Raw genomic sequence first — 22195 nt, forward strand, 5'->3', positions numbered from 1 at the left:
GGGCAGGTCACCACAGCGCGCACGGCGCGCACAGCAGCACAGCGAGTACCACCTTTCAGGAACTTTCGTACCTCTTCAGTGGAAGGCTTCGATTCGAATGGACGCGGTGGACAGGCAGCTCATCCAGGCCCTGAGAGAGAACGGCCGGGCTTCCTACGCGGAGCTGGGGCGGCTCGTCGGCCTGTCGGGACCCAGCGTCACCGACCGCATCAACCGGCTGGAGGCGGCCGGTGTCATCACCGGCTACCGCGCCACCGTGGACGCCGCCTCGCTCGGCCTCGGCGTCGCCGCCCTGATCGGCGTCTCGCTCTCCGACGCCGCCGACCACGAGGACGTGGCGCAGCGGCTGAAGGACCTCAGTGAGATCGAGGACTGCTGGTTCATCGCCGGTGACGACTCCTTCATGCTCAAGGTGCGCGCGAGTGACGTGGACGGCCTGGAGAAGATCATCCGCCGGCTGTCCGGCACCAAGGGCGTCTCCCGGACCCGTACGACGATCGTGCTCTCCACCAAGTGGGAGAACCGCGTCGGTGAGCTGCCCGAAGAGGTGCAGTGAGAGGTGCGGTGGAGGGCGCGTACGGTGGACGGGGCCTGCTGAAGAGGCCGTAGAGGTCTACAGGTCGTAGAGGCCGCAGGGGCCGCAGAGGTCGTAGAGGTCGAGGAAATGAGGGACGGCATGGACGTCGGGCTCAAGCGCGAGCTGGAGGAGAAGGTCAGGGCGGGCGAACGCCTGACCCGTGAGGACGGCATCGCGCTGTACGAGTCGGACGACCTGGCCTGGCTGGGCGGACTGGCCCACGAGGTGCGCACGCGGCTGAACGGCGACGTCGTGCACTTCAACGTCAACCGGCACCTCAACATGACCAACGTGTGCACGGCCTCCTGCGCCTACTGCTCCTTCCAGCGCAAGCCGGGGGAGAAGGACGCGTACACGATGCGCATCGAGGAGGCGGTGAAGCTCGCCAAGGCGATGGAGTCGGAGAACCTGACCGAGCTGCACATCGTCAACGGGCTGCACCCCAATCTGCCGTGGCGCTACTACCCGCGCTCGCTGCGGGAGCTGAAGGCCGCGCTGCCGGACGTCTCGCTGAAGGCGTTCACGGCCACCGAGATCCACCACTTCGAGACCATCTCCGGCCTGTCCGCCTCCGAGATCCTCGACGAGCTGATCGACGCGGGCCTGGAGTCCCTCACCGGCGGCGGCGCGGAGATCTTCGACTGGGAGGTCCGGCAGCACATCGTCGACCACCGCACCCACTGGGAGGACTGGTCGCGCATCCACCGCCTGGCGCACGAGAAGGGGCTCAAGACCCCGAGCACCATGCTGTACGGCCATATCGAGGAGCCCCGTCACCGCGTGGACCACGTGCTGCGGCTGCGTGAACTCCAGGACGAGACCGGCGGCTTCCAGGTCTTCATCCCGCTGCGCTACCAGCACGACTTCGTGGACATGAAGGACGGCAAGGTCCGCAACCGGCTCCAGGCACGGACGCAGATGGCGACCGGCGCGGAGGCGTTGAAGACGTTCGCAGTGTCGCGGCTGCTCTTCGACAACGTGCCGCACGTCAAGGTGTTCTGGGTGATGCACGGCGTGCAGACGGCGCAACTGGCGCTCCAGCACGGTGCGGACGACATGGACGGCTCGGTCGTCGAGTACAAGATCACGCACGACGCGGACAACTACGGCACGCCGAACAAGCTGACGCGTGAGGATCTGCTCGACCTGATCCGGGACGCCGGGTTCCGGCCCGTGGAGCGGAACACGCGATACGAGATCATCCGGGAGTACGACGGCGCGGACCCGGCGCGCCGGGAGTCGCCGCAGCCGATGCGGGTGTGAGGGGGGGCCGCCCCTTCGGCCCCGGCGGAGGGCTCCGCCCCCCGCCCCCGGCCGTCCCCCGGCCGTAAGGACTAGCATCGAGCCATGGCCCTTACCTTCACCTTCGATCCCGTCGTCACCCCCGGACTCCGTGACGGCGTTCTGGACCTGTGGGTCGATGTCAGCAACGCGGGAGGCGCGGTCGGGTTCGTCCCGCCGGTGACGAGGGAGGACGTCCGGCCGGGGCTGGTGGGGCAGTGGGTGGCGATGGCCGAGGAGCGCTCCCGGCTGCTCGTCGGGCACGACGAGGAGGGGCGGGTGGCCGCCGCGGCGTTCCTCACCCTCAACACCCACCACCTGATGACCCACTGGATCTGGCTGTACACGGTGATGCTCCACCCCCGCCACCAGGGCAAGGGCCACGGCCGTGACCTGCTCGCCGCCGCCGAGCGGGCCGCCCGCACCCTCGACGGCGTCGAGGCGATACGGCTCACCTGCCGCGGCGGCCTCGGACTGGAGCGCTTCTACGCCTCCTGCGGCTACAAGGAGGTCGGCCGGGTCCCGGGCGCGATCCGTGTGGCCCCCGGTGACGACCGGGACGAGGTCTTCATGCTGCTGCCCCTGACCTGAGGCCCGCACCCCCGCCGGAAGATCCTCCGCCGGCCGTGCTTCACTGGACGTTGTCCCTTTGGGACGTTCTGACCGTACGCAGGGAAGAGTGGATGAGATGCTCCGCTACACGCTGATGCGCCTCGGGATCTTCGTGGGCTGCCTCGTGGTCGTCTGGGGTCTCGTCTACTCCGGCCTCGCCCCGCGCGGCCTCGGCGACTCCAACGGTCTGTGGATCATCCTGCTCGCGATGCTGATCTCGGCCCCGATCAGCCTCGTCGTGCTCCGCAAGGAGCGCGACCGGGCCTCCGAGCAGATCGTGCGGCGGGTGGACCGCGCCAAGGTCAACCTGGAGGCCAACCGCAGCATGGAGGACACGGCCGACGACACCGCCCGCGCGCAGGGCCAGACGTCGTAACGCCCGTCACCGCGCCTGCCTGTGCGGCTGACGCCGTTCAGGCCTTCCGGGGCTCCGGACATTCGCATGAGGGGTGCTTTCCGGCAACCACCGACAGGTGACCGTTGCTGGGAGCGCCCCTTACCGCTGTTCCCCCGATGGTGTGAAATCACCTGACCGCGTGACCTCATGCACACCCTGCACACCCTGCACACCGTGCGTATCACGCGGACCACAGTGAGTGATCCGGCACGGATCAGCACCACAGGCGAAGGGGGAACCCATGGCACGTACGCGGGCGCAGAGCCTACGCAGCGTGGCCGAGGCGGTCGCGTCCGGCACCGATCCGCGCGCGGCGGCCCAGGACGAACTGCGCCGCCGCGTCGGGGGCGGTGGCGCGACGTCGCAGCGCGACGGGGACGGCCGGGGCGGGCGTCAGGAGACCGAGGGCGAGGGGATCGACCCGGCCGACTTTCCGGCGGCCCGGGAACAGGACGGGAGTTCCGTCGACACCGTCATGCGGCAGAAGACGGTGCCGCTGGACGAGGCCGGAGAGGCGCTCGGCCGCAGCGAGCAGCTGCGCGAAGGCGGCGAGGTGGTGCACGCCATCTGCCCGATGGTGATGCCCAGGGGCCGCTCCCTGCTGTCCATGCTGCCGGTGCTGTCGCTGCTGGTGATCGGTGCCGTGGGCACGTCGGTGGTGTCGGCGACCGGGAGCAACGGGCTCACCAACCCGCTGTTCGGACTGCACTACTGGGTCATCGCGCTGCTCGCCGTCGGGTTCGTGTGGTGGCGGCAGGGCCTGGTCATGGTGCCGGACGGCTGCCAGGCGATGATCACCCGGTTCGGCAAGCTGGAGAAGGTCGTCGGCCCCGGCCGGGTCACCCTGCTGAGCCCCTGGAAGCGGGTGTCGTACATCGTCAACACGGTCCGCGAGTACCCGTTCAACGCGCCGGTGCGCGAGGCCCCGACCAAGGGCGGGGTCAAGGCGTCCATCGACCTGTTCATCCAGTTCCGGATCAGCGACCCGGTCGAGTTCGTCTACACGCTCGGCGCCGTGCGCGGGTTCGAGGAGAAGCTGGGCAACGCCGTCAGTGAGACCATTCGCAGCCTGATCTACGAGCAGGAGGCCTCCGGGATCTACGACATGGTCGGTGAGGACAGCGGCCGTCTGCTGGAGCAGCTCAACCAGCAGTTCCGTCCCGCGGTGGAGCTGACCAACGCCAACATCACCCACGCCGAGCCGTCGGACCGGCGCTACCGGATGGACCTGGCCGCCCCCGAGATGGTGCGCATGGCCAAGGAGGCGTACACCCACGAGTACGCGCTCCAGCTGCGCAAGGAGCAGGACGAGGGCGACCTGAGCAAGGAACTCGCCTCGAGCCAGGAGACGCTCTCCGCGATCCAGGCCGACATCGCCCAGTACCAGGCGCAGATGGACACCGCCGTGGAGCGTGAGACCAACCGCGCCGAGGCGCTGGCCCGCCAGCGCTACGTTCAGGCCGAGTCGGAGGCGAAGGCCAACGCGGCGCTGCTGGAGGCACAGGCCCTCGACATCCGCGCGGTGACCGCGGCACAGGCGCCGGAGATCCTCGAGTACCGCTACCAGCAGCAGGTGCTCGACACCCTGGAGCAGGTCGCCGACCATCTGCCTCGCCTGGTGCGGATCGGCGGCGTGGACGGCACCGGGGCGGCCGGGATCGACTTCCTTGAGCTGGCCCGTGAGCTGGTCGGCGAGCGCGGGGCCGAGCTGTTCTCCGAGGCGGACATGGCCGCCGTACGGGGCCGGCTCACGGAGGTGTCCGAGCGGATCGCCGCCCGCGAGGAGGAGATCGGCGCGCTGCTGGCGGCCGACCGGCCGACGGTGCCGCGGACGCCCGAGGGCGTCGCGGTGGGCGGGGCGACCGAGGGCGCGGAGGCGCACGACGCGCCCGCGTTCGCGGGGACAGCCGGGACCGCCACAGCCGGTGATGTGCACGAGACCGCCGAGGAGGCCCAGCAGTGAGCTCCGCCCGTATACACCGCCGTTCGGTCATCTCCGAAGCCGTCGCCCCCTGGAGCGACATCGCCCGTCTGCTGCGCGGCGGCGAGGCCGACACCCTCATTCCGGTGATCATCCCGCGCCACCGCCGCCGGCTGTGGTGGATGCTGCCGCTGTGGCTGGGCGCCTACGCCCTGCTGACGGGGGTGATGCTGACGGTGCGGGAGGCCGGCTCCGACGGGGTGGCCGATGTCGCGTACGGCGCCCTCGCCACCCTCGCCTACGTCGGCGGCGTGGTGCTGCTGGTGATCGGCGCGCTGTGGTGGTGGCGCTCCTCGATCGTCGAGATCGAACAGGGCACCAATGGCGTGCTGACCCGCTACGGTGCTGTCACCCGTACGCTCGACGCGGGCCGGCACTACCTCTGGCACCCCTGGTCACGGGTCGACTTCGTCGTCGACACGGCCACCGAGATCCCGTACTCGGCGCCGGTCATGGCCTGCCCCACGCGGGAGAACGTGCCGCTGCGCTCGATCGAGTTCTTCCTGAAGTTCCGCATCACCGACGCGGTGCTGTTCGTCCGCACCATCGGCGCCGGCAACTTCGACCTGGTGCTGTCCAGCGCCGTACAGGACGCGATCCGGCAGCGGGCCCGGCAGATGCGCACCGAGCGCGCCTACGACCTGCGCGGCTCGGACGTGGCCGACATGCAGGAACTGCTCAACCGGCAGCTGTCCGGCTACGGCGTGCGCATCACCGGCTGCAACATCCCCGACGTGCAGCTGCCGACGCAGTACCAGCACCACCTGGCCACCCGGGAGCGGATCGCCAAGGAGCGCACGGCCTACGAGCAGGAGTGGGGCCTGACCCGCAAGCGGCGCATCGACAGCCTGGGCATGGACATCGAACGGGCCAAGAAGGTGCGCGACGCCCGCATCGTCGAGGTGAAGGCCGCGCTGAACCGGGCCCGCGAGGAGGTCGCCCAGCTGCTGGAGCGGCAGGAGACCGAGGCCCAGCGGGTGCGGTTCGAGATCGAGACCCGCGGGCGCAGTGGTCTCATCGCCGCCGAGAACGAGGCCCGCGCCCAGCGCGCCCTGGCCAAGGCCTACCGGGACAACCGTGCGGTGCTCCAGTACGAACTGGCCCGCCGGCGTCTGGAGGTGGGTGCCGGGCTCGCCGGCAAGGCCCCCCAGCCGGTGGTGGTGCGTACCGACGGAGGCACCGACACCTCGGCACTGTCCACGCTGTTCACCGCGCAGCTGCTGCCGCGGCTGACGGCGGGCGACCGGCCGGTCCTCGGTGACCGGGCGGGGTGGGTGAACGACGGCGGCGACGCGCGGTAGGAGACGGACCGTACGCTGTGTCCCATGGGTGCCGTGAAGACGAAGCGGATGCCGCGTGCGGTCCGTGAACAGCAGATGCTGGACGCAGCCGTACGTACCTTCGGGCAACGGGGGTACATGGCCGCGTCGATGGACGAGATCGCCGAACTGGCGGGCGTGTCCAAGCCGTTGGTGTATCTGTACCTGAACTCCAAGGAGGACCTCTTCACCGCCTGCATCCGGCGGGAGGCGAGAGCCCTCACCGAGGCGGTCCGCGCCGGCGCCCGGCCGGGGCTGCCCGCGGACCGCCAGCTGTGGTCGGGCCTCACGGCGTTCTTCACGCACACCGCCCAGCACCCCGACGGCTGGGCGGTGCTGCACCTCCAGGCCCGTACGCACGGTGAGGTGTTCGCCGCCGAGGTGGCCGCGATGCGCGCGGAGATCGTGGCGTTCGTGACCGAGCTCATTCTCGCCGCCGCCCGCGAGGCCCATCGGGACCCCGACTTCCCCGAGCGGGAGGTCGCCGGGCTCGCGGAGGCCCTGGTGGGCGCCGCCGAGTCCCTCGCCGACTGGGCCAACGCCACGTCCGGCGTCACGGCCCGGCAGTCGGCGGCCACCTTGATGAACTTCGCCTGGGCGGGGCTGGGCGATCTGATGGCCGGCGCGCACTGGACACCGCCCGACGACTCCGCGTCCGGCTCCGGGTCAGTGTGCGAGTCCGGGTCCGCGTCCGTCTCCGGGTCCGCGTCCGGCGCCGGTGCGCCTCAGGCCGGGCGGACCTCCCCGGTGAGGTGAACCCGCCCGCCGGCGCCGCGCAGTTCGAAGCGTCCGTCCCGCGCGGCGTAGGTCACCGTGCCGGGCAGCGGCACCGGCGCCCGGAAGCCGGCCCGGATCGCGGTCGCGTCGGTGGTGCCGTGCGCGGCGAGACAGCGGGCGGCGGTCCACATGCCGTGCGCGATGGCGCGGGGGAAGCCGAAGAGCCGGGCGGTGAGCGGGTACAGGTGGATCGGATTGCGGTCGCCGGACGCCGCGCCGTAGCGCCGGCCGATGTCCCCGGCGAGGTGCCATTCATGGAGGGCGGGGAGGGGACCGCGGCCCTCCCCCGTGTTCTCCGGGTGCTTCGGGTCCTCCGGGGTTTCCGGGTTCTCCGGGGTTTCTGGGTTCTCCGGGTTCTCCGGGTGTTCGGTGGTGGTCCGGTGCCGGGCCAGGTAGGTGCTCCGTGACTCCCATACGACCTCCCCGCCGGACCGCATCTCCGTGACCACGGCGGCCTCCGTGCCGCGCCGGTGCGGGGCCAGGCCGTCGACGTACACCGTCAGGTCGTACGCGGTGATGGACGGTGTCGCGCGGCGCCTGGTGATCGCCACCGACGTGTGGACGAGGCCCAGCAGCGGCAGTGGGAAGTCCCGCCCGCTCATCAGCCGCATGGCGAGCGGAAAGCCCAGCACATGCGGATACGTCACCGGCAGCGCCTCCTCGCCGGTCGGGAAGCCGCACACCCGCTCGTACGCGGTGAGCCGGACGGGATCGACACGCAGGGCGGGCAGTGTCAGCCGGGTCCGGGGCCAGCCGGCGTCGGGGCGGGGCCGTTTGAGGGGTGACAGCAGGGCACCGCGGGCGAGGAGCGGAGCGAGGGCGGGGGCTCCGGAGAGTTCCACCACGGGGGCGGGCGTCGTCATGGTGTGCTCACGCGCCCAACAGGCTCTGGCCGCAGACCCGTACGACCTGGCCGTTCACCGCGCCGGAGGCCGGGTGGGCGAGCCAGGCGGTGGTCTCGGCGACATCGACGGGCAGTCCGCCCTGGGCGAGGGAGTTCATACGGCGCCCCGCCTCACGGATGAACAGCGGGACGGCGGCGGTCATCCTCGTCTCGATGAACCCGGGGGCCACCGCGTTCACCGTCACCCCGTGCCCGGCGAGCGCCCGCGGGGCGAGGGAGCGGACCAGGCCGGTGATTCCGGCCTTGCTCGCACCGTAGTTGGTCTGGCCGGCGTTCCCCGCGATCCCAGCGATCGACGCCGTCGCCACGATGCGCCCGCCACGCTTCAGGGCCCCGGCGGCGAGCAGCGCGTCGGTCGCGCGCAGCACACTCGCCAGGTTCACCTCCAGTACCGAACTCCATCGGTCGGCAGGCATGTTGACCAGGCGGCGGTCACGGGTGACGCCCGCGTTGTGGACGAGCACGTCGATGCCGTCGGGGAGGGCTTCGGCGATACGGGCGCCCGCGTCGGCGGCGGTGATGTCGAGGGGGAGCGCGACGCCTCCGAGCCGTTCGGCGACGCGGCGGGCGTCCGCTTCCGCCTGGGGCACGTCGAGGACGACCACGTGTGCGCCGTCCCGGGCCAGCGTCTCGGCTACCGCCTCGCCGATGCCGCGTGCGGCGCCGGTGACCAGGGCGGTGCGGCCGGCGAGGGGTCGCTCCACGTCGTAGGGGGTGGCGGGCGGGTGCGCGCCGGTCTCGATCACCTGGCCACTGACGTAGGCCGACTTGGGGGAGAGCAGGAAGCGGAGGGTCGATGCGGCGGCGTCGGCGTCGGTGAGGCGGACCAGGTTCACGGTGATGCCCCGGCCGGTCTCCTTGCCGAGGGAGCGGGTGAAGCCCTCCAACGCCTGCTGGGCGGCGGCCTGATGGTGGTCGCCCGGGTCGAGCGGGGCACCGAGCACCACGATCCTGCCGCTCGCGGCGACCGACCGCAGGACGGGATGCAGCGCCGCGTGCACCTCACCGAGGCCTTCGACGTCCCGTATCCCACTGGCGTCCAGGACGACGGCGGCCGGCCGTCCCGTGGTGTCGTCGGTGTCGAGTCCGGTGCGGGCGAGTACGGGGGCGAGGCCGAGGGCGGACTTTCCGGCGGTGAGGTGGAGCAGGCCGCCCTCCAGGTCCGGCCGGTCGGGCGACCAGCGGCGCAGGGGCACGGGCCGGGGGAGGCCCAGGCGGCGCGTCAGGAAGCGGCCGGGCGCGGTGCCGGTGAAGCTCAGATAGCGGTCGGCCATGGGGGACTCCTCCGTGCTTGCCCTGCTTGCTTCGGGTGTGCCTCGGGTGCGCTCGGGGGTGCCCCGAACATGCTTACTCTGGAGTAAGGTTACCGGAGGTAATCCTATGCCACCGATGAGGAGCAGGTCGAGATGAGCACCTTGAAGCCGACTGCCGTCCGGCGCGTCGCGGTCATCGGCGGCAGTCGCGTCCCGTTCGCCCGGTCCGACGGCCCCTACGCCACCGCCTCCAACCAGGAGATGCTCACCGCCGCGCTGAACGGCCTGGTCGAGCGGTACGGGCTGCACGAGCCGGGCGCGGTGGGGGAGTTCGTCGCCGGCGCGGTCCTCAAGCACAGCCGTGACTTCAACCTCGCCCGGGAGACGGTCCTCGGGTCACGACTCGACGCCCGCACCCCCGCCTACGACATCCAGCAGGCCTGCGGCACCGGGCTGCAGGCCGTCATCACCGCCGCCAACAAGATCGCGCTCGGGCAGACCGAGGCCGCCATCGCCGGCGGCGCCGACACCGCGAGCGACGCGCCCCTCGGCGTCAACGACGACCTGCGCAAGGTGCTGCTGGAGGCGCGGCGCGCGAAGTCGGCCGGCGCCCGCCTCAGGGCGCTGGCGAAGGTGCGCCCCCGGCACCTCGTTCCCGACATTCCGCGCAACGCCGAGCCGCGCACCGGCCTTTCCATGGGCGAGCACGCGGCCGTCACCGCCCGCGCCTGGGGCATCTCCCGCGAGGCCCAGGACGACCTCGCGGCGACCAGCCACCAGCGGCTGGCGGCGGCGTACGAGCGCGGCCTGCTGACCGATCTGGTGGTGCCGTTCCGGGGCCTGGCCCGGGACCACCATCTGCGCCCCGGCTCGACGGCGGGGAAACTCGCCGCCCTGAAGCCGGTGTTCGGTCTCGACCACCCCGAACCCACCATGACGGCGGGCAATTCCACCCCGCTCACGGACGGCGCGGCGCTGGTCCTGCTGGCGAGCGAGGAGTGGGCCCGGAAGCGGGGTGTGGCACCGCTCGCCTACCTCACCGCGTACGAGACCGCCGCCGTGGACTTCGTTCACGGAGATGTCGCCGACGGCGAGGACGGGCTGCTGATGGCACCCGCGTACGCGGTCCCGCGCATGCTGGAGCGGGCCGGTCTCGGCATGGCGGACTTCGACCTGATCGAGGTGCACGAGGCGTTCGCCTCGCAGGTGCTGGCCACGCTGGCCGCCTGGGAGAAGCGCGGCCTGGCGCCCGTCGACCGCGCACGGCTGAACGTCGCCGGCTCCTCCCTGGCCACCGGCCACCCCTTCGCCGCCACGGGCGCCCGCATCGTGGCGACGCTGGCCACGCTTCTCGCCGAGCGGGAGACCCCCGGCCGGGGGCTGATCTCCATCTGCGCGGCGGGCGGACAGGGCGTGACGGCGATCCTGGAAAGGCCGTGACCGAACATGCCTCCCCATGACCGGGTGTGTTCGCCGGTAGCGGCCGGCGGCCGCCCGACGGTCGCGAGTGGGCACCCACGACCGACCTGATCGCCGCGGGGGCCTTGCCTGAGCACAGCGGGCGGTGCCTGAGCGGCGTGCGGGGCGATGCTTGAGCGGCGTGGGACGGTGCCTGAGCGGCGTGCGGGGCGATGCTTGAGCGGCGTGGGACGGTGCCTGAGCGGCGTGCGGGGCGATGCTTGAGCGGCGTGGGACGGTGCTTGAGCGGCGTGGGACGGTGCCTGAGCGACGTGGGGGGCGGTGCTTGAGCGGCGCGGGGCCGTACCTGAGCGCCGCGGGGCCGTACCGGCGCGACGCAGGGCCGTACCTGAGCGGCACGGTGGGACCGGTGGGACCGTACCGGAGCGGCGCGGGGAGCCCCTACGCGTGCGTGCCGCGCGAACGCCCCCCGACACTGCACACGCCCGGCCCGGTACCACCGCCATACCCGCACAGACCCCCCACGTCACCCCCGTACGATCCCCGCACCAACCGGTTCCGTCCCCTCGCCGGGGGCCCACCGACCAGCGCCTCGGCGTGCGAGGCACGTGCGCCGTGGCATCAAGCAGTTCCCCCGCACGTCCCAGGAGCCGCCCGTGTCCACCCCGCATTCCTCCACCGCTCTCGACGACGACGTCTACGGAGCGCCCGTCCTGGTCGAGCCCGGGATCCGGCGGCTGGACGGGGTCGTACGGGAAGCGTCCGTACCGCCGTTCGCGAAGCCGGTACGGCACGGATCACTCGCCGACCTGCCCTTCGAGAACGCGACCACGGCGCCCGACGCGGTGGTCCTCAGCCGGAGGACGGCCGACGGCGGCTGGCGGGACGTGACGGCGGAACGATTCGCCGCCGAGGTCCTGGCCGTCGCGAAGGGCATGATGGCGGAAGGGCTGGTGCCGGGCGACCGGGTCGCCGTCATGGCCCGCACCATCTACGAGTGGACGGTCCTCGACTTCGCCGCCTGGGCGGCCGGACTGGTCACCGTCCCCCTCTACCCCACCTCGTCCGCCTACCAGGCGCGCTGGATCCTGCACGACTCCGGAGCGGTCGCCCTGATCACGGAGACCGCGGGACAGGCCGCCGCCCTCGGCCCCGAACTCCCGCACCTGCCCGACCTGCGGCGGGTGTGGGTCGTGGAGAAGGGCCACGTCGACGCCCTGGCGGAGGCGGGAACGCACCTCCCGGACGCCGAGGTGGAGGTACGCCGCGGCATGCTGGGCCCCGACACCCTCGCCACCCTCGTCTACACCTCGGGAACGACCGGCCGGCCCAAGGGCTGCGCCCTCACCCACGGCAACTTCTTCGCCGAGGTGGACAACGCCATCGAGCTGCTCTACCCCATCTTCAGGGCCCGGACCGGCGAAGAGGCCTCGGTGCTGCTCTTCCTGCCCATGTCCCACGTCTTCGGCCGCATGGTCGCCGTCGCCTGCGTACGCGCCCGGGTGCGACTCGGCCACGCGCCGAGCCTGGCCGCCGAGGACCTGCTGCCGGACCTGGCGAGCTTCCGGCCCACCTGCCTGCTGACCATCCCGTACATGCTGGAGAAGGTCTTCAACTCCGCCCGCGCGAAGGCGGAATCGCATGGACGGGTCTCGACCTTCGACCGCGCGGCGTCGGTGGCCCGCCGCTACGGCGAGGCCCTGGAGGACCGGCAGGCCGGGACGGGCCCCGGCCCGTCCCGCTCCCTGAAGGCGGCCCGCGCCCTCTACGACCCGCTGGTCTACCGCAAGATCCGGGGCGCCATGGGCGGCAGGGTCCGCTACGCCATCTGCGGCGGCTCCCCACTGGGCCGCCGCCTCGGCGCGTTCTACGCCGGTGCCGGCATCGAGATCTTCGAGGGCTACGGACTGACGGAGACCACCGGCGCCTCGACGGTGACCCCTCCGCTGAAGCCCCGCCTGGGCACGGTGGGCTGGCCGCTGCCCGGCACCCGGATCCGTATCGCGGCGGACGGCGAGATCCTGATCGGCGGAGAGCATGTCCTGCGCGGCTACTGGGACCCGCAGGCGGGCGGCGTCGTCCCCGCCGCCCGCGACGGCTGGCTCCCCACGGGTGACCTCGGCGAACTGGACGACGAGGGCTATCTGACCATCACGGGCCGCAAGAAGGAACTGATCATCACCGCGGGCGGCAAGAGCATCGCCCCCGCCCCGCTGGAGAACTGGCTGCGCTCACATCCCCTGATCTCCCAGGTCATGGTGGTGGGCGAGAACCGCCCCTACGTCTGCGCCCTGATCACCCTCGACCCCGACGGGATCACCCACTGGCGCCGTATGAACGGCAAGCATCCCGTCCCGGCGGAACTGCTCGCCGATGATCCGGAGCTGCTGACGATCATCCAGCGCGCGATCGACGAGGCCAACAAGATGCTCTCCCGCCCGGAATCGATCCGCCGCTTCACCGTCCTCCCCGTCGACTTCACCGAGGAGGCGGGCCACCTGACCCCGTCGATGAAGCTGAGGCGCGAGCAGATCATGCGGGACTTCGCCGGGGAGGTGGAGGGACTCTACGGGGGGTAGATCATCCGGGGGCGTGCGGTGCTGGCGATGGGGGACGCCTGCGGGGCCGACTCGCCCTGTGCGGTGTCGGCCGTGCGCACCGAGCGCTGGACGAGGGTGCACCGAGCGCTGGACGAGGGTGAACCCGGCCGCCTCCAGGGCCGCCGCGACGCGTTCCGGCCGCATGTGCCGGAAGCCGAGCGTGATCCGGTGGCCCCAGGGGGTGGCGGCGTAGTCCTCGGCGATGGCGTCGTGGACGATCCGGGTCGCGGCCACGTGATCGGAGTCGGAGCGGGCGCGCGTCGCAGTGGGCGTCGCAGTGGGCGTCGGAGTCGGTGGAGGTCATGAGCGGGGACCCCTGCCGTGCCCACTGACACGCGGGTGCCGGAAAGGCAGGAGCCCCGTCGCCTGACGGCGCGGGGCTCCTTGGGTACTGCTAGTCGTTCCCGGATCGGCGAGGATCAGACCGGGGTGACGTTCTCCGCCTGCGGGCCCTTCGGGCCCTGCGTGACGTCGAAGGACACCTGCTGGTTCTCCTCAAGGGAGCGGAAGCCGCTCGCGTTGATCGCGGAGTAGTGGACGAAGACGTCGGGGCCGCCGCCTTCCTGGGCGATGAAACCAAAGCCCTTTTCGGCGTTGAACCACTTCACGGTTCCGGTAGCCATAAGCCCTCCTTGGGCCCAAAGGGTTGCCCTGCTCCAGAACCAGCAAGTGTGAAGACCAATTCCGCACAACTGCATCCGTCTGAGAACGACGAGAGCCCGCGGTCACATGCTCCGCAGGCTCTGTACTGCAAGGGAAACCAAACTGCAACTTGCGGACGAGCCTAGCACGCGGGTGCCCGGATGCAATAGAGGTCAAGATCACGTCACCCGAATGTTTGCACGCCCCCTGCGCCACACGCGCCCGGTCGTCCGTCCGGTCCGATTGCTCGTCCGATGGTGCGCCCGTCCGGTCGTTCAAGGCCGTACAAGGGGGCGGAGGCCCTTTCTCCCCGGCCGAGGGCTAGCCTCACGATGTGGACAATCCTCGCACCCGGCCGCGCGTCGGCCACATCCAGTTCCTGAACTGCCTCCCCCTGTACTGGGGGCTCGCGAGAACGGGCACACTCCTCGACTTCGAGCTGACGAAGGACACCCCCGAGAAGCTCAGCGAGCAGCTGGTGCGGGGCGACCTGGACATCGGGCCCATCACCCTCGTCGAGTACCTCAGGCACGCGGACCGGCTCGTCGCCTTCCCCGACATCGCCGTCGGCTGCGACGGTCCGGTGATGTCCTGCGTGATCGTCTCGCAGGTCCCGCTGGACCGGCTGGACGGCGCCCGGGTCGCCCTCGGGTCGACCTCCCGTACCTCGGTACGCCTCGCCCAGCTCCTCCTCGCGGAGCGGTACGGCGTACAGCCCGCCTACTACACCTGCCCGCCCGACCTGAGCCTGATGATGCAGGAGGCCGACGCCGCCGTCCTCATCGGGGACGCTGCCCTGCGCGCGAACATGGTCGACGGCCCCCGCTACGGCCTGGACGTGCACGACCTGGGGGCCCTGTGGAAGGAGTGGACGGGCCTGCCGTTCGTCTTCGCGGTCTGGGCGGCGCGGCGCGACTACGCCGAGCGTGAGCCGGCCATCACCCGCAAGGTGCACGAGGCCTTCCTCACGTCCCGTGACGTCTCCCTGGAGGAGGTCGACAAGGTCGCCGAGCAGGCGGCCCGCTGGGAGGCCTTCGACGAGCGGACCCTGGCCCAGTACTTCACCACCCTCGACTTCAGCTTCGGCGCTCCGCAGCTGGCGGCGGTCGCGGAGTTCGCCCGCAGGGTCGGGCCGACGACCGGATTCCCGGTGGACGTCACGGTGGATCTTCTGCAGCCGTGAGACCGGATCGCTTTCGGTGGTGAGAGCCGGCGGGGCCGCGCACTACGCTGCTGGAAGGTTCCGGCGGACGGGCTGACGGGGGAGGGGTGGACGCCATGCGGCCGCTCGATGCGGACGAGCCCACGGTCGTGGGGCCCTACCGGCTGCTCGGCCGGCTCGGCTCCGGCGGCATGGGCCGGGTCTACCTGGGCCGCAGCGCCGGAGGACGCACCGTCGCGGTGAAGATCGTGCATCCGCACTTCGCGCTGGACGAGGAGTTCCGCGCCCGGTTCCGCCGCGAGGTCGACGCCGCGCGCCGGGTCGGCGGCGCCTGGACGGCGTCCGTCCTGGACGCCGACCCCGAGGCCCGGGTGCCATGGGTCGCCACCGCCTACGCGGCCGGCCCCTCCCTCGCGGCGGCGGTCGCCGACGCCGGCCCCCTGCCCGCCCACACCGTACGGACCCTCGGCGCGGGTCTGGCCGAGGCGCTCACGGCGGTGCACGCGCTGGGTCTGGTGCACCGGGACGTGAAGCCGTCCAACGTCCTCCTCACCCTCGACGGCCCGCTGCTGATCGACTTCGGCATCATCCGCGCCATGGACGGCACGGCCTCGCTGACCTCGACCGGCGTCTCGATCGGCTCGCCCGGCTACATGGCACCCGAGCAGATCCTCGGCAAGGGCGTGACGGGGGCGGCGGACGTCTTCTCGCTCGGCGCGGTCCTGGCGTACGCGGCGACCGGACAGCCGCCCTTCCCCGGCGACTCCTCGGCGGCGCTGCTGTACAAGGTCGTGCACGAGCCGCCGGAACTGGGCGAGTGGGGCGGAGAGATACGCGAACTGACCGACGCCTGCCTGAACAAGGACCCGTCCGCGCGACCGACCCCCGCCGAGGTGGCCGGACGGCTCGCTCCCGAGGGCGGCGCGGCCCGCATGGTGGCGGGCGGCTGGCTGCCCGGGCCGCTGGTGGAACAGGTCAGCCGGGCCGCGGTGCGGTTGCTGAACCTGGAGGCGACGGGGGAGGGGCCGGCGTCGGGAGCGTCGGGACCGGTGGGATTCAGCAGGCCGTCGGTGGACGGGTCCTTGGGCACCGGCGTCGCGGGCGGCGGGTTCGGGGGCGCCGGGTTGGCGGGCGCCGGGTTCGCGGGCGGGCCCGCCGGGCCGGGTGGTCCGCCAGCGGGTGATCCGTCGGCGGGTGGTCCGTCGGCCGGTGAGCCGCCGACCGGGGAACCACCGGCTGGGGAGCCGCCGGGCGCGGGGGTGGCGAGCGGGGCCTTCGGGCCGCCGCCGGTGATGCCGCCGCCGGGGGAGCGGAGCGGGTCCGCCGTCCCCGTACCCCGCGAGGCACCGGCCGGCCCGGACACCGGCCCGGCTTCGGGCTCGTACGTGGCCGGCCCGGGCACCGGCCCGGCCCCAGGCCCATCCGCGGCGGGCCCGGGCCCGTACGCGCTGGGTCCGTCCCCGATCCCGTCCGCGGGTCCGTCCGCGGGTTCGACCCCGGACCCGTCTGCGGATCCCGGTGCGACACCCCACCCGCCGACCCAGCCCGCGGGACTGCCTCGCCCCGCTCCCGGTGGCCCCGGCAAGCTCTCCGTCTCCGTGGCGGCCACATCCTCCCCCGGCCCCAGCGGCAGGGGGCGACGGGTGAGCTGCACCATCGCCCTCGCCGTCGCGGGCGCGCTGGCGGCCGTGACCGTGGGGACCGTGGCCATGCTCGACCTGCTGCCGGGCACGGGCACGTCCCCCAGCGGCAACGCGGATTCCGACGGCGGCGCCAAGACCAGGGAGCCGGCCGCCACTTCCCCCGCCACCGTCCCCGCCGGCTACCTCGGTACCTGGGAGGGGCAGGCCAACTCCCGCGAGACCATCGCCATTCCGCTCGGCACGTTCCGGGTGACGCTCACGGAGGCGAAGGTGGGCGAGAAGGTGGGCACCCTGCGCCACACGGACATCTTCGGCGGTGTCTGCGACGACGTCCTCACCCTGAAACAGGTGACGGAGAAGCAGCTCGTCACCACCTCCGTCGGCGCGAGGACCAACCGCGGCGTCTGCAACCAGGAACCCCACACGGTCCGTCTCACGCCGGTCGGTGACGACCTCGTGTACGAGTCGGACAGCGAAGCGTCCGGAAGCCCGAAGGCCCGGCTGTCGAGGATCGAGTAGGCGCCTCTCCGCTCCTCCCGGTCACTGCCGCCTCCTGATACTCACTAATGTGTCTGCCCGGCGGACACCCCAGGCGCGGCACCCGCCGCACGGGTACCACGACGGGGAAGCGCTGCCGGTGGGCCGACGCCCGGACGCCGTCACGGGCGTTCAGCAGCTGAAGCGATGAACAAGGCCGCAGGGGCCGACGGGGAGGACGAACCGCCATGCAGACGCTGGTCACGGTCGTAAGGGAGGGCGGTGAACCGCAGGACGTCCTCGTCACCACCGACGACGACGCCACCGCGGGCGATGTCGCACAGGCACTGGCGACCGCCCTCGGACAGACCGGTCACCCGGCGGGCGTGCCCGGCAACGTGGTCGCCCTCCCCGGCACGTCGCCGATCCTCCCGTACGGTCCCGGCGCGACAGAGGTCCCCGGGGCACCCGTCCTGTGGGCCGACGGTGAGCGCTGTGATCCGTCGGCGCCGGTGACATCCGTCCTGCGGGACGGCATGCGGGTGTCGGTCGACGACGCGACCGGGCCCCTGCTGCGCCGGGGTGAACCGGTCGGACAGTACGAGCTGCGCGTGGCCGGCGGCCCCGACTCCGGCCGGGTGGTCCGACTGGGGATCGGAACCGCCACGGCCGGTACGGCGCCCACCTGTTCGCTGCCACTGACGGACACCTCGACTCCGCCGGTCGCCCTCCGGCTCACCATCGACATGAAGGGCGGCACCACGCTCGCCCCCGAGACCGGCGTCGAGATCCTGCTCGACGACACACCGGTCACGTCCCAAGTGCCGTGGCCGCTCGGCGGATTCGCCCGCGTCGGTGACACGCTGCTCGTCCTCGACCGGGTGGCCGAGGCGGACGCCCATCTCTCCGCGATGAGCGAGGGCGGCCTCGCCTACAACCGCCCGCCCCGCCTGTCCCCGCTGCGGCCCCGGCGGCGGCTCGTCGTGCCGGTACCGCCCACCAAGGGGGACCGGGCGCGCTTCCAGTTCATCCTGGCGTTCATGCCCATGCTCTTCGGTATCGGCATGTGGCTCCTCACCGAGCAGATCTACATGCTGCTCTTCTGTCTGATGAGCCCTCTGATGATGCTCGCCCAGTGGCTCAGCGAGAACCGTGAGGGCAAGAAGAAGCACAGGACGTCCGTCAAGCAGTACAAGAAGGACCTCGCCGCCCACCAGGCGGAACTCGCCGCTCTTGGCAAGGAGGAGCAGCGCGCCCGCCGCGCCGACAGCCCCGACCCGGCGGAGATCCTGCTGTTCGCCACCGGCCCGCGCCGCCGGTTGTGGGAGCGCCGGCTCACGGACCCCGACGCCCTGCAGCTGAGGGTCGGCTCCGGCAACCTCCCCTCCGACGTCGAACTCGTCCTGGGCCGCGGCGGTTCCCTCTACGAGGAGGAGCGCCCGGAGCCGCCCGTCCTGGCCGACATCCCCGTCACCCTCCCCTTCACCGAGCTCGGCGTGGTCGGGGTCGCAGGGGACCGGGCCCGTGCGCTGGCCACCGCGCGCTGGCTCGCCGTACAGGCCGCGGTGTTGCACAGCCCGCGGGACCTGGCCCTCGTGACGCTCGCGTCCACCCCGGCGGCCGGCGCCGACTGGCAGTGGGCGCACTGGCTGCCGCACACCGGGCCCGACCAGGGACAGGACTGTGTCGCGCTGGTCGGTTTCGACTCCGAGGGAGTCACCCGCCGCGTCAACGAGTTGCTGAACGAGCTGGCCCGGCGCAAGGCGTCCCGCGAGCAGAACAACATGTCCGGTCAGCTCTACCCGGACCCCCATGTCCTGATGGTCCTCGACGGGGCCCGGCTGCTGCGCCGCGTACCCGGCGTGCCCCAACTGCTCACCGAGGGACCCCAGTACGGCATCCTCGCGCTGTGCGTCGACGAGGACGAGCGTCTCCTCCCCGAGGAGTGCAAGGCCGTCGTCGCCTGGTCGCCCGACGCCGCCCACCACGTCCGGGTCCGCGGCCACGGCCTGGAGGCCGCGGGCGACGTACTGGCCGACCAGGTGACCCCGCAGTGGTGCGAGGTGCTGGCCCGCTCCCTCGCCCCCGTCCGGGACGTCAGCCGGGACGACGCGGGCAGCGCCCTGCCCAGCTCCGCGCGGCTGCTGACCCTGCTGGGCCTGCCGGACCCGACCGGCGGCGACGTGGAGCGGATCTGGAGGGCGGGCGGCTCCACCACGGCCGCACCCGTCGGCGTCGCCGCGGACGGTCCCTTCGTGCTGGACATCCGGCGGGACGGACCGCACGCGCTGGTCGCCGGAACGACCGGTGCCGGCAAGTCGGAACTCCTCCAGACGATCATCACCTCGCTGGCCGTCGCCAACCGGCCCGACGCCCTCAACTACGTTCTCATCGACTACAAGGGCGGCAGCGCCTTCATGGACTGCGCCCGGCTGCCGCACACGGTCGGTATGGTCAGCGACCTCGACGCCCATCTCACCGAGCGGGCCCTCGCCTCGCTCGCCGCCGAGCTGCACCGCCGGGAGAAGATCCTCTTCGACGCCGCCACCAAGGACATCGAGGACTACAACGACACCCGCAAGCTCCGCCCCGAACTGGAGCCGATGCCACGACTCGTCCTCGTCATCGACGAGTTCGCGTCCCTGGTCGCCGAACTCCCCGATTTCATCGCGGGACTGGTCGACATCGCCCGCCGCGGCCGCTCCCTCGGTGTGCACCTGGTCCTGGCCACCCAGCGACCCGCCGGTGTGGTCAGCGCGGACATCCGCGCCAACACCAACCTGCGGATCGCGCTGCGGGTGACGGACGCCTCGGAGTCCATCGACGTCATCGAAGCCCCCGACTCCGGTGCCATCGCGAAATCCACCCCCGGCCGCATGTACGTACGCTCCGGTGCGCAGTCCCTCGTCGGCGTGCAGTCGGCCCGCATCGGTGGCCGCCGGCCCGCCACCGGCGGAACCGGCCCGAAGGCGACGCTGCTGCCGATGCCCTGGAACGCCTACGGCCGCCCGCTGCCCAAGCGGGCCGGGGCCGAGGACGACGGCACCATGGTCACCGACCTCGCCGTCCTCGTCGATGCGGTCCGCGACGGCGCCCGCCGCATGGGCTTCGGCGAGCAGCGCAGCCCCTGGCTGCCGCCCCTGTCGGAACAGGTCACCCTCGACGAACTCATGGCGTACGGCGTCGAATCGACCGCGGCCGGGGAGGCAGACGTGGCGCCTGTCCCGTACGGACTGATCGACCTCCCGGCGCGCCAGTCCCGTACACCGCTGTCCCTGGACCTGGTGCACGGCGAGCACACCATGCTGCTCGGCGGCGCCCGCTCCGGCCGCTCCACCGCCCTGCGGACCCTGGCCGGTTCGCTCGCCCGCAGTACCTCCCCGCACGACGTGCACCTGTACGGCATCGACTGCGGCTCCAACGCGCTGCTGCCGTTGATGCGGCTGCCGCACGTCGGTGCCGTCGTGACCCGCGACGAGCCGGACCGGGTCCGGCGCCTCATCGAGCGCCTGCTGGCGGAGATCGCCCGCCGACAGCAACTCCTCGCCATGGAAGGCGCATCCAGCGCCGCCGAACAACGTGCCACGGCTGCCCCGGAGGACCGGCTCCCCTGGATGGTGCTCCTGCTGGACAGCTGGGAGGGCTTCGCCTCCGCCTTCGAGGCCTACAACTACGGCCAGTTGATCGAAGCGGCCCAGCGGATCTTCCGTGAGGGCTCCGCGGTGGGCCTCAAGGTCGTCATGACCGCCGACCGCACCGGCCTGAGCGGCCATGTCTCGTCCGCCTTCGCCGACCGCCTGGTGCTGCGCTTCGCCGACCCCAACGACTACTCCACGGCCGGGCTCCAGCCCCGTGAGGTCCCCAAGAACATGCCTCCGGGACGCGCCCTGCGGATCACCGACGCCGGCGTGGACGAGACCCAGATCGGCCTTCTCGCGGACGACCCCGCCGGTCAGGCACAGGTCCGCGCGCTGCGCGAGATCGCCGAGGAGGCGGCGGCCCGGCACGGCCGGGTACCGGCCGGACGACGCCCCATGCGGGTGGACGCACTGCCCTCGCGCATCACGGCGACGGAGGCCCTGGCCCTCGACCCGGACTTCACGGCGCCGTCGCCGCTCTGGGCACTGATCGGTGTCGGCGGCGACGAACTCCGGCCGGTCGGTATCGACCTGGAGGAGAGCGGCCCCGGCTTCGTCATCGCAGGCCCGCCGAAGTCCGGCCGCTCCACCGTCCTGGTCGCCGCGGCGCAGACCCTGCTGAACTCCGGCACCCCGGTGGTGCTGGTCGCCCCGCGCCGCTCGCCGTTGCGCGAGCTGGAGGGCAGGGACGGTGTCCTCGGCCTGCTGAACGCCGACAGCCGTGAGGACGATCTGGAGGAACTGGTGGACAAGGCGTCGGGCGGCTCGTACGTCGTCCTCGTCGACGACGCCGAACTCCTCTACGACACCCGCCTCGACGAGGCTCTGGAAACTGTCGTCCGCAAGGGTGCGGACGGCGGCATCGGCCTCATCGCAGCCGGCTCCACCGACAGCCTCTCCGGCCAGTACCGCGGCTTCGCCGTAGAGGCCCGCAAGTCCCGCAACGGCCTCCTCCTCACCCCGCAGAGCCCTTCGGAGGGCGAACTGTTCGGCATCAGGCTGCCGTCCAGCAGCGGGGGCGGGACGGCGGGGAGCGGGTTGTACGTGGCCGGGGGGTCGTTCATGCCTGTGCAGGGGGTGATGAATGGGTGAGGGGGGAACGGAGGAGCCGTCGGCGGCGGAGGGTTCCGGCGGCGGCTCCCGCGAGGAGGAACGCGGCGATCGCCGAGATGCCGTACGCGGGCAGATTGGCGGGAGGGTCGCTCACCCATGCCTGGGGGAGGCTGCGGTGAGGATTGTCAGGGTCGTAGGTGACGAGTAGTGCGTCGCCGGGCCGTACATCGGGGAGCATCCCGGCGTAGTCCCACAGCTCGGTCTCCTTTCCTGACTCGGACCCTTTCAGGAAGCGCACCTTCACGTACTCGGGCTTGTTGTCGACCTCGGTGACTGTCGCCGTGACGGTCACACCGTCATCGCGCAGGTCCTGCACCAGGGAGCGGGAGGGGAGCCAGAAGGCGAGTGCCAGCGCAAAGAACACGAGGGAAAGGCCCAGTACGCCAAGAATCTGACGGGG

General features: G+C 72.1%; 16 protein-coding genes. 12 read left to right on the forward strand and 4 right to left on the reverse strand.

Going from position 1 to position 22195, the window contains the following annotated elements; all coding sequences use genetic code 11:
• Positions 1-97: 97 nt before the first annotated feature.
• From ACIF9R_RS29280 to ACIF9R_RS29310, 7 genes are all read left to right on the forward strand, one after another.
• Positions 98-556 (forward strand): Lrp/AsnC family transcriptional regulator, encoded by a 459-nt coding sequence (locus ACIF9R_RS29280; RefSeq protein ID WP_399985387.1) that lies wholly within the window; start codon positions 98-100, stop codon positions 554-556.
• Between the two features lie 120 nt (positions 557-676).
• Complete coding sequence (gene mqnE / locus ACIF9R_RS29285) at positions 677-1840, forward strand: aminofutalosine synthase MqnE (protein ID WP_399985388.1); 1164 nt, start codon at positions 677-679, stop codon at positions 1838-1840.
• A gap of 84 nt (positions 1841-1924) precedes the next feature.
• Positions 1925-2449 (forward strand): GNAT family N-acetyltransferase, encoded by a 525-nt coding sequence (locus ACIF9R_RS29290; RefSeq protein ID WP_399985389.1) that lies wholly within the window; start codon positions 1925-1927, stop codon positions 2447-2449.
• Positions 2450-2546: 97 nt separating this feature from the next.
• Positions 2547-2846 (forward strand): DUF4229 domain-containing protein, encoded by a 300-nt coding sequence (locus ACIF9R_RS29295; protein ID WP_399985423.1) that lies wholly within the window; start codon positions 2547-2549, stop codon positions 2844-2846.
• Positions 2847-3108: 262 nt separating this feature from the next.
• Entirely contained in the window at positions 3109-4830 is a 1722-nt protein-coding gene (locus ACIF9R_RS29300) for an SPFH domain-containing protein (protein ID WP_399985390.1), read from the forward strand.
• Positions 4827-6149 (forward strand): SPFH domain-containing protein, encoded by a 1323-nt coding sequence (locus tag ACIF9R_RS29305; RefSeq protein WP_399985391.1) that lies wholly within the window; start codon positions 4827-4829, stop codon positions 6147-6149. Before ACIF9R_RS29300 ends, ACIF9R_RS29305 begins: the two co-directional genes overlap by 4 nt.
• A gap of 24 nt (positions 6150-6173) precedes the next feature.
• Positions 6174-6923, forward strand: coding sequence for a TetR/AcrR family transcriptional regulator (locus ACIF9R_RS29310; protein WP_399985392.1), 750 nt, complete (start codon positions 6174-6176; stop codon positions 6921-6923).
• Here the strand turns inward: ACIF9R_RS29310 and ACIF9R_RS29315 are convergent.
• Both ACIF9R_RS29315 and ACIF9R_RS29320 read right to left on the reverse strand, forming a co-directional pair.
• Positions 6893-7807 carry a MaoC/PaaZ C-terminal domain-containing protein gene (locus tag ACIF9R_RS29315; RefSeq protein ID WP_399985393.1) on the reverse strand — a complete coding sequence of 305 codons (915 nt, stop codon included), beginning with the start codon at positions 7805-7807 and terminating at the stop codon, positions 6893-6895. The two genes, ACIF9R_RS29310 and ACIF9R_RS29315, sit on opposite strands and share 31 nt — an antisense overlap.
• Before the next feature lie 7 nt (positions 7808-7814).
• Entirely contained in the window at positions 7815-9122 is a 1308-nt protein-coding gene (locus ACIF9R_RS29320) for a 3-oxoacyl-ACP reductase (protein WP_399985394.1), read from the reverse strand.
• A 132-nt stretch (positions 9123-9254) separates the two neighbouring features.
• Here ACIF9R_RS29320 and ACIF9R_RS29325 point away from each other — a divergent pair, with 132 nt between their 5' ends.
• Positions 9255-10541, forward strand: coding sequence for an acetyl-CoA C-acetyltransferase (locus ACIF9R_RS29325; RefSeq protein WP_399985395.1), 1287 nt, complete (start codon positions 9255-9257; stop codon positions 10539-10541).
• A gap of 635 nt (positions 10542-11176) precedes the next feature.
• Positions 11177-13099, forward strand: coding sequence for an AMP-dependent synthetase/ligase (locus tag ACIF9R_RS29330; protein ID WP_399985396.1), 1923 nt, complete (start codon positions 11177-11179; stop codon positions 13097-13099).
• A 440-nt stretch (positions 13100-13539) separates the two neighbouring features.
• On the opposite strand, the gene ACIF9R_RS29335 is transcribed toward ACIF9R_RS29330, so the two are convergent.
• Entirely contained in the window at positions 13540-13743 is a 204-nt protein-coding gene (locus ACIF9R_RS29335) for a cold-shock protein (protein ID WP_003992177.1), read from the reverse strand.
• Between the two features lie 353 nt (positions 13744-14096).
• On the opposite strand from ACIF9R_RS29335, the gene ACIF9R_RS29340 reads away from it, so the two are divergent.
• The 3 genes from ACIF9R_RS29340 to ACIF9R_RS29350 all read left to right on the forward strand — a co-directional run bounded on the left by ACIF9R_RS29340 (position 14097) and on the right by ACIF9R_RS29350 (position 21774).
• A complete protein-coding gene (locus ACIF9R_RS29340) occupies positions 14097-14945 on the forward strand; it encodes a menaquinone biosynthetic enzyme MqnA/MqnD family protein (protein ID WP_399985397.1) in 849 nt (282 codons plus the stop codon).
• Between the two features lie 95 nt (positions 14946-15040).
• A complete protein-coding gene (locus ACIF9R_RS29345; protein WP_399985398.1) occupies positions 15041-17086 on the forward strand; it encodes a protein kinase in 2046 nt (681 codons plus the stop codon).
• A 206-nt stretch (positions 17087-17292) separates the two neighbouring features.
• On the forward strand, positions 17293-21774 hold the full coding sequence (locus ACIF9R_RS29350) for an FtsK/SpoIIIE domain-containing protein (RefSeq protein ID WP_399985399.1): 4482 nt from the start codon (positions 17293-17295) through the stop codon (positions 21772-21774).
• Here ACIF9R_RS29350 and ACIF9R_RS29355 read toward each other — a convergent pair.
• Positions 21743-22159: a hypothetical protein gene (locus tag ACIF9R_RS29355; RefSeq protein WP_399985400.1), complete on the reverse strand. Its 417-nt coding sequence runs from the start codon at positions 22157-22159 to the stop codon at positions 21743-21745. The genes ACIF9R_RS29350 and ACIF9R_RS29355 overlap by 32 nt on opposite strands.
• Positions 22160-22195 lie beyond the last annotated feature (36 nt).

Origin of the sequence: Streptomyces sp. NPDC086080, assembly GCF_044540255.1 — a bacterium.
Classification (GTDB): domain Bacteria; phylum Actinomycetota; class Actinomycetes; order Streptomycetales; family Streptomycetaceae; genus Streptomyces.